The organism is Haladaptatus sp. DYF46 (assembly GCF_021083305.1).
Taxonomy (GTDB): domain Archaea; phylum Halobacteriota; class Halobacteria; order Halobacteriales; family Haladaptataceae; genus Haladaptatus.
The window spans coordinates 663,266-675,084 of record NZ_JAJFAY010000002.1 but is presented as its reverse complement, the minus strand read 5'-3'; the positions used below and the strand labels follow the sequence as shown (position 1 = coordinate 675,084).

The window sequence follows — 11,819 nt, the reverse complement described above, 5'->3', positions numbered from 1 at the left end:
TCCCGTCTCGGTATTTAAACCTAAGCACGCGGCGGAAGTGATAGCGGGAAAACGGTGAATCGGTGGGCGCGGATAGCGGCGCGACGACCTTAGCCGAGAAGTAAGCCGACCCCGATGATGGTGAGGATGATGCCCATCACTCGCGTCCACAGTACTTTCCATTCCGCCGGTTCGACTTCCGATGAGCGTCGTTTGCTTCCGATGGCGTCCATCTGTTCCTGAAATCGCGCGAATCCGTACGGTTTTGCGGCCTGTGCGATACCGATGAGGGAGATGAGGAGTCCGAGTGGATTTCCCATACGTACCCCCCGGTTCGTGCTCTCCGGTAAATTCTTTGTGGAGATCTGACCTTTGTACCCGCTCCGTTCCCGCGCGACTAACCGAGGACGGAGCGTTTACCCGCCGTGAGCAAGTACGCCACGGTATGACCGATTTCGAGACCACGGAGGCCGACTGGCGCGACGAACTCCTCGCCACCCGCGAGGAGAAGGACGATTTCTTCGGCAGTCATCCGCAGTCACCCATCCCGCCGGGAGAGCGCGAGGAGTTCGACGGCCTGTCGTACTTCGACCCGGACGCGGAGTACCGCGTGACCGCGACGGTGGAAGCATACGACGACCCGGAACCGGTCGAACTCGAAACGACGGCGGGGCCGTCACAGCGCTATCTTCGAACCGTGACGCTTCACTTCGACGTGGAGGGAGAGGAGGTCTCGCTCGCGGCGTACCAGCAGGAGGGCCAAGACTCGCTGTTCGTTCCGTTCCGGGACAAGACGACGGGCCAGCAGAGCTACGAGAACGGACGCTATCTCGAACTCCATCCAGACCGCGACCTGACCGACGGCGAGGCAGTCGTCGTGGACTTCAACCTCGCGTACTCCCCCTTCTGTGCCTACAGCGAGACGTTCTCGTGTCCGCTTCCGCCCGAGGAGAACTGGCTCTCCGTGCTGATTCCGGCGGGCGAGAAGACGCGGGACGATCACTGAATCGCCGCTACTCTCCAGTGGAAATCGAGGGGTTCCAAACCGACTTTTCGATTCTCGAACGGAAGATTTTGATATGCGATCGAAGGATACCAGAACAACAGGTTGTTCTGAATTCACAAAACAATTCTTGACTATTCACGAATTTGGGTCGGATTCTGGAAAGCATATTTATGTATTCACCCCGAAGAACCGGATGCCGACGAGGCAATCGTCGGCTGACAGCATGCCAAACTGTGACCACTGTGGCGCGCACGTCTCCGAACGATTTGCGCGCGTCTTCGCTGACGAATCCGGTTACATCCGCGCTTGCCCCGCCTGTTCGGCGAACGCCGGTATCGCCGAAGTGGCACGGGAGCGAGCGCAATGAGTATCGCCGACTGTGGCTGAAGGGGCGGAACCGACAGGACAAAGACGAACCACGCGAAGCCTGTCAGGTGTGACCGAACACTGGGTTTACGTCGTCGAATGCAGTGACGGCACTTTTTACACCGGATACACGACCGACGTTACCCGCCGGGTGGCCGAACACGACGCGGGAGACGGAGCGAAATACACCCGCGGTAGAACACCCGTCACGTTGTGTTACACCGAGCGATTCGACTCCAAGTCCGCAGCCATGTCCCGCGAATACGAGATCAAACAGCTTCGCCGCGCGGAAAAGGAACGCCTCATCGACTGAGCGTTTTCGAGACCTGTTTCAGTCGTCCGCCGCCGCTTCCGCCTCGGCTTCGTCCGCTTCCGACGACGTCACGTCGGGGTCGAGGAAGGCATACTTGACCGCCTGTGTCCCGAGTTTTCGCACCCGCTCCTCCAAATCCCCGTCCACGAACTCGCCGTCCTCGAACTGTTCGTAGGCCTTGCGAATCCCGACTTGGTGCGGGAGCACCCACCCGTGGACGCCCCGAACCGTGATTCGCATGTGGTCGAGCGTGCTTCCGTAGGACCCGCCGCCGGCGACGGCGAGGAGGCCGACGGTGGTGTCCTCGAACTCGTCGAAGCTACAGTAGTCGTGGACGTTGCGGAAGGCGGAGGTGTACGACCCGTGATAGACCGGACTGCCGAGGATGACCGAATCCGCGTTTCGAACCTTCCGTTTGATTTCCACCGCCGCTTCCGGTTCCTCCTCATCCGGGTCGAAGATGGGGAGGTCGTACTTTCGAACGTCGATGAGTTCCGTCTCTGCCCCTGCTTCTTCGGCGGCATCGAGGACGTGCTTCAACGCTGTTCGCGTGTGACTTCCGTCGCGCATACTGCCACAGACCGCGACGACGGTCGGTTTGTCTTGCATTATTGACTCCGTTGGGGACGAGTACGTTTAACCGGATTGCTCCGTCCCGGAAGTCGTTACCTTCGCCTGGACAGTCTCATCTCGCGACAACCCGCTGAAGACGATATCCTTTCTGCCGATGCCACGAGGATCGAAGAACGGGTCGTGAGTGAAAAGCCGTTCCCGAAAACGCGCTTTGGTTGGGCTTTTGTCACCTTCTGTGCGACGGTCGCACACGGTGGTTTTTTCGACCCCGACGATGACGAACGATGTATGGATACGCCGATTTCGTTCGGAACCGACGGCTGGCGAGCGACCCTCGACGAGTTCACGTCGCCGCGGGTGCAAATCGTAGGCCAAGCGGTTTCCGACTACCTCCGCGAAGTCGAAGACCGGGCGGGAGAGACGGTCGCTGTCAGTTACGACGCCCGCGAAACGTCGCGCGGCTTTGCGGAAGACCTCTGTCGCGTCCTCGCCGCGAACGGGTTCGACGTGCTCATCCCCGAGCGCGACACGCCGACGCCGATTCTCGCGTGGACGCTCGTGGACCGCGACCTCGCGGGCGGACTGATGATAACCGCCTCGCACAATCCGCCGGAGTACAACGGCGTGAAGTTCATCCCGTCGGACGGTGCGCCCGCCCTCCCCGAAGTGACCGACGAAATCATGGCCCGCCTCGCCGAACCCGACCCGCTGCCGGAATCGGAACACGGCCGGGTCAGCGAGGAGGACTTCGTTTCCCCGTACGCCGACCACGCCTTCGATCTCGTGGACGCCGACTTCGAGGGCCTCTCCGTGGCCTACGACGCCATGCACGGGAGCGGCCGCGGCGTCACCGACGAACTCCTCGAAGAGGCCGGTGCGAGCGTCGACCGTCTCCGCTGTGAGCGGGACCCCGAGTTCGGCGGTTCGTCGCCGGAACCGAGCGAGGAGAACCTCCAAGAACTCATCGCGGCAGTCGAGGACGGCGACGCCGACATCGGCATCGCGAACGACGGCGACGCCGACCGAATCGCCATCGTCACCCCGGAACGCGGCTTCTTGGACGAGAATCTCTTTTTCGCCGCGCTGTACGAGTACCTCCTCGAAGACGAATCGGGGTCGGCGATTCGAACCGTCTCGACCACGTTCCTCATCGACCGTATCGCCGACGCGCACGGCGAGGAGGTCCACGAAACGCCGGTCGGGTTCAAGTGGGTCGCACAGGCCATCGCGGAGCACGACGCGCTCGTCGGCGGCGAGGAGAGCGGCGGATTCACGATTCGCGGTCACATCCGCGAGAAGGACGGCGTCCTCATGGCGCTCCTCGCCGCCGCAATCGCGGACGAACGCCCGTTCGACGACCGGGTGGACGACCTACTCGCCGAGTTCGGCGAGATTCACCAGAGCAAGACCAGCCTCGACTGCCCGGACGCGGAAAAAGAGCGCGTCCTCTCGGACCTCGAAGCCGAACTGCCCGACGAGGTCGCGGGTCACGACGTGGCCGACGTTGTAACGAAGGACGGCTTTAAAATCCTCCTCGACGACGGGTCGTGGCTGCTCGTTCGCCCGAGCGGTACCGAACCGAAGATGCGAATCTACGCCGAGGGCGAAAGCGACGAGCGGGTCAGTGACCTGCTCGCCGCCGGGACGGAACTGGTCGAACCGATCATTTAGGTTTTCGGAACCGCGAAACGGGTTCCGAAACCGAATTTCTGTAGACGTTATCGCTATAGAGCCGTCCTTTCACACCTCTCAACCGAACGACAGCACGTCGCGAGGATTGAAGTAGTACAGCACGGCCAATCCGATGCCGAAAACCGCCACCAGCAGGCTCAACAATTCGCCCGTCGCCCCGTCAAATCCGTCGGCGAGCGCGTAGTAGACCATCGCCAGCGAGAACCCTATCCAGATGAGCGAGAGGCGGCGGCGTTTCGTCTCGTCCATGGTCGTCGTTGGCGAACTCGCGGTATCAGTCTTGGCTTTCGAACCGTCCCCCGTTTCCCCTCCCGAACCTCGTTTCTCACCCCCATCTCGAAGTAATACTTACAATGTATTACTCCCTCTAGCGATGTATGACTCGCGTGACGACTAAGGGGCAGGTCACGATTCCTGTGGATATCCGCGAACGGCTCGGCCTCCAACCCGGCGACGAAATTACCTTCGAAGAGACCGACGAGGGCTACGTTATCAGAAAGGAAGTCGAAGCAGACCGCTTCGAAAAATGGCGCGGCGTGGCGGACACCGACGAGACGGTCGAGGACCGGATGCGTGACCTCCGTGGGGATCTCCCGTGACGAGGACGGTCGTGGATACGAGCGCGTTGCTCGCGCTCCTCTATCCGAACGACGAACACAACCGACGCGCCTCGACGCTCCTCCGAAACGCGGCCGAGGCCGGGTCGCTTCTCGTCACTCCAATCGTCTACGCCGAACTCGCTGCCGACCCGTTTTTCGACTCCGCACGGGACCTCGATGCGTTTCTCGCCGATATCGGTGTCGTCATCGAAGATGCCCCCCGCGAAGCCGTCTTCGAAGCCGGTGAGGCGTTTCGAACGTACCTCGAACGCCGCGGTGAGGAACTTCAGTGTTCCGAATGCGGCCATCGAACGACCTACCCGTGTCCCGACTGCGGCGCGTCGGTTACTGCCCGCCAGCATATCGCCGCCGACTTCCTCATCGGCGCACACGCCGCCACGGCGGACGTTCTCCTCACGTTCGACGCCGCGTTTCATCGCGATTATTTCGACGTCGAGTGTGAGTCGATACGATGACTCACCTCGTCATCCAACCGTCCCCACAACCGACCTTCTTCTCCTTCTTTTTCTTCTTCTCCTCCTCCTTCTCCTTCTTTTTCTTCTTCTCCTCCTCCTTCTCCTTCTCCGTTCATCTTCCTCCCATCCCTCTCCCCCATCTCCTCGATGTCGAACCCTAGCGACTCGTAGAACGGCCGAACCCGCGGCGCGAAATCGGCGGTCAGCACGCCCTCGCGTTCGGCGGCCGCGGCGACGAGTTCGCTCCCGATTCCCTGCCCCCGTCGCGCCCGTAGCACCGCGATTGCGTCGATATGCGTGGGTCGGTCTTCGCCGTCCAGCACCGCCGCACCGAGCAGCCTTCCGTCTTCTTCGGCCACCAGCACGTCCCCCGTCTCGATCCTATCCTCGACTTCGTCCGCGTCGATTTCGAGCATCGCGCCGTTCACGATTCGTAACACGGTCAGGCGGTCCGCCGGGATCGCGGGGCGGACGGTCATCCGCCCTTGATGAGTCGGAGGATTTTCACGTGGTCCGCCTCGACCGGTTGGTCCTCCGGCACGGGCCGCCCGTCCACCATCACGGACACCTCGTGTGGACTCAAGCCGATTTCTGAAAGCAGGTCGGCGTACGTTTCGTCCTCCACGTCGAACTCGTGGCTCCCCTCGCCGACCACTTCGACGGTCACGTTCATGCCCGTTTTTGTCCGCCTCGCGTCTTCAGCGTGTCGAAGACGACTATATGGGGTCTATTTTGATCTGACTGGCGGTGTTGCCGTGATTCGAAACCGCCTCGGCTCGCTACGAACCATTGGGTTTGCTACGATCACAACTGTAGGGAAGCGGACCGCGAAAGCCCCCGCCCGCTCGCGGCCGCTGTGCGGGATATTCTGCCCTCTCCGCCACGTCCGGCCAGAATAGTGGCCCGCACAGACGACCACGATGAACGCGACCGGGCGGCCCCTTTCATTCCTCCCATATCACCGCTCCCGCACCGCGACAGCTACCGCAGGCCACACGCCTCCCCAGCCGATTCCCTCGCATTCGCTCAGTCATCCCTCGCACGCTATCACCACGGGCCTTCGGACGACGTGTCCTCAGGCCCGTACCAGCGCGCGCCGGGATGGTTCGTTTCTATTCGGGAAACCACCGGTCAATCCGTCCTCGAAAAAACGTCCGCTCTTCAGTCCGCAGGCGTCTCCTCGTCGCCTCCGGAGCGCGTCTCTTCCGCGTACTGCGGGGTGACTCGGCGTCCGCGGTACCGCGACCGGAGCGCCATCGCCAACGCACCCAGTCCCAAGAGGAGGACGACCAACTGGACGATGCCGCCGACGACGGGAATCCGGTCGAGAACCGCGATGACGAACACGCCGAGCAACAGGCCGAGCCAGCGACTGCCCTCGTCCGCGAGCGAGAGCAACCAGACGCCGACGATGAACGACCCGTACACGCCCGCGACCCAGAGGAAGACGGCGAAGAGGAGCGCCCCGATAATCGAGATGGGGATTCCGATGAGCGTCACGGCGAAGACGATGAGAACGATGGGAACGAGTATGAGCAGGAGGACGCCGACGCCGATGGAGAACAGCGGGTTGTCCCGTCCCTTGTCCGCCACGCCGTCGGAGAAGGTCGGGAACACCGCCAACAACAGCACCCCCAACAGGAGGTTCACGAGGAAACCGTAAATCACGCCGACCCATCCCGGCACGCTCGGCACGGACGCCGGTCCGGCGCTGTTCAGCGACTCGTCCTGCCGAACCGTCCCGCCGACGGTCGCACCTTGCTCCCGGTTGAACGTCCCGACGTCGTAGACGAGGTTGCCGCCGACGTTCGCCGTGTTGGCCAGCGTGAGCGTCTCGCTCGACACGCGGGCGTTCCCGTTGACTGTTCCCGCGATGAGCGTGTACCCGGACGACCCTTGGAGCGACTGTCCGACGGTGGCCGACCGAGCGATGACGAGGTTCCCGGTCTGTGCGTCCACGGTTCCGGTGACGGTCCCCGCGATTCGGACGTTTCCGGCGAACGCCGACACGTCGCCGTTGACGGTGCCGCCTTGGGCGACGAGAACGTTTCCGCTGAAGGCGTTCAAATCCCCGTTCACGGTCCCGCGAATCACGACGGTGCCGCCGGTCGCGGTGAGATCACCGCGGACTGTTTCTCCGGATCCGACGACGACGGACCCGCCGGTGCGTGTCTGTTCCGCCGCCGCCGTCGCGGGCGCGACGGCGAGCAAGAGCACCAACAGGAGGATACCCACGTGTGCGCGCATGGCCCGTCTGTCGTCGTCCGGGCGAATAGTAATTGAGTCGTTGTGTCGGAGAATCGTGCGTTGTTCGTCGGAATCGCTGGCCTAACCGAATCGCTTCGATTTCGAAAACCGAATACCCCGAGCGCGGAGTCTCGGGGAGTTTAAGAACGATAGGGCCCTCTGCTGGATCATGAGCGAGGCCGACGCGGAAACCGTCCCCGGACGTGGAACCATCTGGGTCGAGAAGTACCGGCCCCAAACCCTCGACGACGTGGCGGGCCACGACGACATCACGGCTCGACTACAGAGCTACATCGAGCGGAACGACCTGCCCAACCTGCTGTTCTCCGGGCAGGCCGGAATCGGGAAGACGACCTGTGCGGTCGCCATCGCCAAGGAGTTGTACGGCGATAGCTGGCGGAGTCACTTCCTCGAACTGAACGCCTCCGACGAGCGCGGTATCGACGTGGTGCGCGACCAGATCAAGAACTTCGCACGACACGACCCCGGCGCGGTGGACTTCCAAGTCATCTTCTTGGACGAGGCCGACTCCCTGACGAGCGACGCGCAGGCCGCCCTCCGCCGGACGATGGAACAGTTCTCGGACAAGACACGCTTCATCATGTCGTGCAACTACTCCTCGAAGATCATCGATCCAATTCAGTCGCGGTGTGCGGTGTTCCGCTTCGGCCCGATTCCCGACGACGCGGTGGCCGAGTACGTCAGCTACGTCGCCGACGAGGAGGGAATCGAAACCACCGACGACGGCATCGAGGCGCTCGTCTACGCCGCCGACGGCGACATGCGCAAAGCCATCAACGCCCTGCAGGCCGCCGCCGTCATGGGCGAACAGGTGGACGAGGAGAGCGTCTTCGTCATCACGAGCACCGCTCGCCCCGAGGACATCAAGGAGATGGTGAGACACGCCATCGACGGCGACTTCACGCGCGCGCGGTCCATCCTTGACGAACTCCTCACCGAACGCGGGATGGCCGGCGGGGACATCATCGACCAACTCCACCGCTCGATTTGGGAGTTCGACTTGGACGACGACGACGCGGTTCGCGTCCTCGAACGCGTCGGCGAGGCCGACTTCCGCATCACGGAAGGCGCGAGCGAGCGCGTGCAACTCGAAGCGATGCTGGCGTCGCTGGCGCTCGACTGACCGGAACGATAATTCGTCGTCGCTCACTACGTCCCCGCATGACCCTCCGACGGCGAACCTTCCTCGCTGGAACCGCGCTCTTTCTGTCGGGCTGTGCCAGTCTCAGCGGCAGTAACGATACGACGACCGCGACGAACTCGAACTCGAACTCGAAAACCCTCGACGACTTCCCCGCCGCACGAGGTATCGACAACCAGCCCACGCTCGGCCCGCAACCCGGAACGGCGGACAGGACCGTGATCGCGTTCGAGGACCCGTCGTGTCACTACTGCGGGCGGTTCGAGCGCGACACGTTCCCGAAAATCGAATCGAACTACATCGATTCCGGGAAACTCTCGTTCGTCTCGCGATTCGCCGTCGCGCCGATTCAGCCGTGGGGGACGCCCGCCGCGGAGGCGCTCGAAGCGACGTACGCTCGGAACGAATCCGTGTTCTGGACGCTGAAAGAACACTACTTCGCCGAACAGGACACTTTCTCCGAGTCGAACGTCCTGTCGAAAACGAAGTCCTTCCTCGAATCGAACACCGACGTGGACGCGGCGGCCGTCGTGGACGACGCGAAAAACGAGGCGTACGAAGGAGCGCTTTCCAAGGACCAACGGGCGGCGTCCGCGGCGGGTGTGGAGGGCGTTCCGTCCTTTTTCGTCTTCGACGGCGGGACGCTCTCCACGAGCATCACGGGCGCACAACCGTACTCCGTCTTCGAGAAGGCGCTCGGCGAGTAATCTTTCGCCGCTGTCGTGTCACTTGCAAAATAAAATCTCGTCTGATGATTTCAGTCGGATTTTTTACGTCTCGGAACAGTTCCCCGAGTATGACGCACACAGTCCCCACGAGTCTTGCTCTCCAGTATAAACGAGCGCGACCGGAGGTGAACCCATGAGGCCCGCCATCGAAACCGACGGGTTGACCAAGCGCTTCGACGACACGGCGGTCGTCTCGAACCTCCAACTGACCGTCCCGTCCGAGTCCGTCTACGGCTTCCTCGGCCCGAACGGCGCGGGGAAGACCACGACGATGCGGATGTTGACGACGTTGACGCCACCGACGAGCGGAACCGCCCGCGTCGCCGGTCACTCCATCGCCGACCGGGACGCCGTCGTCCCGCACATCGGCTACATGCCCGAGGAGCCGCCGTTGTACGACGAACTCACGGCTCACGAGCAGTTGCGGTACATCGCCGGGCTTCGAAACGTGGAGGCCGACGACCGAATCGAAGCCCTCCTCGACCGATTCGACCTCCTCGAAGACGCGGACGAGCGCGTCGGCACCTACTCGAAGGGGATGAAACAGAAGACGGCGCTCATTCAGACCATCCTCCACGAACCCGAGGTCGTCTTCTTGGACGAACCCACCTCCGGCCTCGACCCGCGTGCGGCCCGCACCGTACGCGAACTCATCTCGGAACTCACCGCCGACGGCATGACCGTCTTCCTCTCGACGCACATCCTCCCCGTCGTGGAAGAACTCGCGGATACGGTCGGCGTGCTGTACGACGGGTCGCTCGTCGCGGAGGATTCGCCGGAGCGACTCACCCACCGCGCGGAGGAAGAACAGACGCTCGAAGACGTGTTCCTCGACGTGACGAGCGAGGAACCCGCCGCGGCGCCGGTGGAGCAATGAACTGGACCCCCGGCCGGAGCGCTCGAATCGCTCGCATGGAGTATCGACGGAGCGTCCGCGCTATCGGCAAGAAGCCCGTGCAGATGCTCGCGTTCGGGTTGTTCGCTCTCATCTTCATGGGCGTGCCCACCGTCGCCGGGTCGTACTTCGCGTACAAGTTCGGCGGGGAACTCGCGACGACGGACCTTCCGCTGCTAGACGTCGCACGCGGCGGCCTCGCCGTCTGGTGGCTCGTGCTCACCGTGATGCTGACCTCGCGCGTCATCGGGAAGACCGGGCGAATCGACCAGGAGGCGGGCATGTTGACGACCGTTCCCGCCCGCGACGTGGTCGGCGGCTTGCTCGGCGCGGAGTTCTCGCGGGTGGCCTCCATCGGGCTGATTCCCGTGGTGGCGATAACGACGGCGTTGAGCCTCGCACTCGGCACGCCGCTTCCGCTCGTCACCATCGTCTTCGCCCTCCTCGGGTTGCTCGCGACGGCCCTGCTCGCGGGCCACATCCTTGGCCTGCTCATCAAACTCGCCCTCGAACGGTCGGAAGTCCTCGCCCAGTACAAATCCGTCCTCGCGGTCCTCGCGTTCGTCGTCTACATGGCCGTGGTCATGTCCAACACGCTCGGAACGGTCATGACTTCGCTCTCCGGACTGCTCCAGAACGCCCCGATGGCGTGGTTGGGCGACCTGTTCGTCTTCGGGATTCCCGGCGCGTCACCGTCGCTCGCGCGGGTCGTCGGCGCGATCGGCCTCGTCGCCGTCGGCCTGCCGGTTCTGTTCGCCCTCGACGTTCGATTGGCGACGCGACTCTGGTACGGCGACCGGGTACAACCCGAGAACAAACAGTACGAATCCAGCGAGTCGAACGCGGACTTCCTCGCGGGTATCGCGTCTCGACCGACGCGCTCCGTGGTCGCAAACGTCTGGCGGCGAACGAAACGCTCCCCGATTCGCCTCCTCTACGTCGTCTATCCGGTGTTCTTGGTCACCGGGCCGATACAGGAAGCCATCCAAGTGGGATACGTCACGAGGACGCTCCCGGTCGTCATTTCGCTATACGGCGCGTGGGCCATCGGCGGCGCGGCGCTCAATCCCCTCGGCGACGAGGGTGCCATGCTGCCGGTGACGCTCACCTCGAGCATCCGCGGCAAGGAGTTCGTCGTGGGACACGTCCTCTCGGTGACCATCGTCGGTCTCCCCATCGTCGTCCTCGCCACCGCGCTCACCGGCTTCTTGAGTCCGCTCGAACCGATACGGTGGCTCTCGCTGACCGCGCTCAGCGTCGTCCTCGGACTCGCGGGGGCCGTCGTCGCAATCGGTATCGGAACCACGTTCCCGCGGTTCGGCGAGGTCAACGTCACCAAGAGTCGGACGGCCGTCGTGCCGAGCAAGACGGCGTTCGCGACCTACTCGCTCGCGGTGCTCCTCGGCTACGGCGGTGCCGTCACGGCCATCACGCCCGGAACCGCGGCGTCCGTCTCCAGCATGTTCGAGTTCGTCACCGGCGTTCTCGGATACGCGATAATCATCTCCCCGCCGACCGTCAAACTCATCGGCGGCGCTATCGCGGTACTCCTCGGCGTCGTCGCGCCGCCGCTCGCCTATCTCTACTCCGTTCGTCGCTTCGAAAGTTACACGCTCGGCGGCGAGGATTCGGGCATTTTCCTCTTCGAGTTCGTCGGCGAGTTGCTCTAACTCCCGACCCATTTTCCGTTCTCCGCTCTTCGTTTCCCGCTCGATTCGGTATCGTCGCTTCTCGCCGCAAATCACGGGCGACGCTTCTTCCACGTATCCCGGTCTGAACGTCC

Annotated in this window: 16 protein-coding genes; 10 read left to right on the top strand and 6 right to left on the bottom strand. The window is 63.1% G+C overall.

The genetic code is table 11. The features are described from left to right. Window positions 1-89: 89 nt before the first annotated feature. On the bottom strand, window positions 90-299 hold the full coding sequence (locus LJF34_RS14715; RefSeq protein ID WP_231185895.1) for a hypothetical protein: 210 nt from the start codon (window positions 297-299) through the stop codon (window positions 90-92). A gap of 125 nt (window positions 300-424) precedes the next feature. On the opposite strand from LJF34_RS14715, the gene LJF34_RS14710 reads away from it, so the two are divergent. From LJF34_RS14710 to LJF34_RS14700, 3 genes are all read left to right on the top strand, one after another. Then, window positions 425-985 (top strand): DUF1684 domain-containing protein, encoded by a 561-nt coding sequence (locus LJF34_RS14710; protein ID WP_231185893.1) that lies wholly within the window; start codon window positions 425-427, stop codon window positions 983-985. 223 nt (window positions 986-1,208) lie between these two features. Next, window positions 1,209-1,352 (top strand): hypothetical protein, encoded by a 144-nt coding sequence (locus tag LJF34_RS14705; protein WP_231185891.1) that lies wholly within the window; start codon window positions 1,209-1,211, stop codon window positions 1,350-1,352. Between the two features lie 69 nt (window positions 1,353-1,421). After that, window positions 1,422-1,664, top strand: coding sequence for a GIY-YIG nuclease family protein (locus LJF34_RS14700; RefSeq protein WP_231185889.1), 243 nt, complete (start codon window positions 1,422-1,424; stop codon window positions 1,662-1,664). 18 nt (window positions 1,665-1,682) lie between these two features. Here the strand turns inward: LJF34_RS14700 and LJF34_RS14695 are convergent, their stop codons facing one another. After that, on the bottom strand, window positions 1,683-2,273 hold the full coding sequence (locus LJF34_RS14695) for an NADPH-dependent FMN reductase (RefSeq protein WP_231185887.1): 591 nt from the start codon (window positions 2,271-2,273) through the stop codon (window positions 1,683-1,685). Between the two features lie 252 nt (window positions 2,274-2,525). Here LJF34_RS14695 and LJF34_RS14690 point away from each other — a divergent pair, with 252 nt between their 5' ends. Further along, window positions 2,526-3,908, top strand: a complete 1,383-nt coding sequence (locus tag LJF34_RS14690) for a phosphoglucomutase/phosphomannomutase family protein (RefSeq protein WP_231185885.1) — start codon at window positions 2,526-2,528, stop codon at window positions 3,906-3,908. Between the two features lie 78 nt (window positions 3,909-3,986). On the opposite strand, the gene LJF34_RS14685 is transcribed toward LJF34_RS14690, so the two are convergent. Next, the gene (locus tag LJF34_RS14685; RefSeq protein ID WP_231185883.1) at window positions 3,987-4,178 is read right to left on the bottom strand and encodes a hypothetical protein; all 192 of its coding nucleotides are present in this window, start codon (window positions 4,176-4,178) and stop codon (window positions 3,987-3,989) included. Between the two features lie 128 nt (window positions 4,179-4,306). Here LJF34_RS14685 and LJF34_RS14680 point away from each other — a divergent pair, with 128 nt between their 5' ends. After that, window positions 4,307-4,528 carry an AbrB/MazE/SpoVT family DNA-binding domain-containing protein gene (locus tag LJF34_RS14680; protein ID WP_231185881.1) on the top strand — a complete coding sequence of 74 codons (222 nt, stop codon included), beginning with the start codon at window positions 4,307-4,309 and terminating at the stop codon, window positions 4,526-4,528. Next, a complete protein-coding gene (locus LJF34_RS14675; protein ID WP_231185879.1) occupies window positions 4,525-5,004 on the top strand; it encodes a type II toxin-antitoxin system VapC family toxin in 480 nt (159 codons plus the stop codon). The genes LJF34_RS14680 and LJF34_RS14675 overlap by 4 nt, the downstream gene beginning before the upstream one ends. Here the strand turns inward: LJF34_RS14675 and LJF34_RS14670 are convergent. The 3 genes from LJF34_RS14670 to LJF34_RS14660 all read right to left on the bottom strand — a co-directional run bounded on the left by LJF34_RS14670 (window position 4,971) and on the right by LJF34_RS14660 (window position 7,251). Next, window positions 4,971-5,483 (bottom strand): GNAT family N-acetyltransferase, encoded by a 513-nt coding sequence (locus LJF34_RS14670; protein WP_342765875.1) that lies wholly within the window; start codon window positions 5,481-5,483, stop codon window positions 4,971-4,973. The two genes, LJF34_RS14675 and LJF34_RS14670, sit on opposite strands and share 34 nt — an antisense overlap. After that, window positions 5,480-5,677, bottom strand: coding sequence for a ubiquitin-like small modifier protein 2 (locus tag LJF34_RS14665; RefSeq protein ID WP_231185877.1), 198 nt, complete (start codon window positions 5,675-5,677; stop codon window positions 5,480-5,482). Before LJF34_RS14665 ends, LJF34_RS14670 begins: the two co-directional genes overlap by 4 nt. Before the next feature lie 488 nt (window positions 5,678-6,165). After that, on the bottom strand, window positions 6,166-7,251 hold the full coding sequence (locus LJF34_RS14660; RefSeq protein WP_231185875.1) for a polymer-forming cytoskeletal protein: 1,086 nt from the start codon (window positions 7,249-7,251) through the stop codon (window positions 6,166-6,168). Between the two features lie 169 nt (window positions 7,252-7,420). Between LJF34_RS14660 and LJF34_RS14655 the strand changes: the two genes are divergently transcribed. The 4 genes from LJF34_RS14655 (at window position 7,421) to LJF34_RS14640 (ending at window position 11,706) form a co-directional block, all read left to right on the top strand. After that, window positions 7,421-8,395, top strand: coding sequence for a replication factor C small subunit (locus tag LJF34_RS14655; RefSeq protein WP_231185873.1), 975 nt, complete (start codon window positions 7,421-7,423; stop codon window positions 8,393-8,395). A gap of 38 nt (window positions 8,396-8,433) precedes the next feature. Further along, entirely contained in the window at window positions 8,434-9,120 is a 687-nt protein-coding gene (locus tag LJF34_RS14650) for a DsbA family protein (protein WP_231185871.1), read from the top strand. 154 nt (window positions 9,121-9,274) lie between these two features. Further along, window positions 9,275-10,018: an ABC transporter ATP-binding protein gene (locus tag LJF34_RS14645; RefSeq protein WP_231185869.1), complete on the top strand. Its 744-nt coding sequence runs from the start codon at window positions 9,275-9,277 to the stop codon at window positions 10,016-10,018. Next, entirely contained in the window at window positions 10,015-11,706 is a 1,692-nt protein-coding gene (locus tag LJF34_RS14640; protein WP_231185867.1) for a hypothetical protein, read from the top strand. The genes LJF34_RS14645 and LJF34_RS14640 overlap by 4 nt, the downstream gene beginning before the upstream one ends. Window positions 11,707-11,819 lie beyond the last annotated feature (113 nt).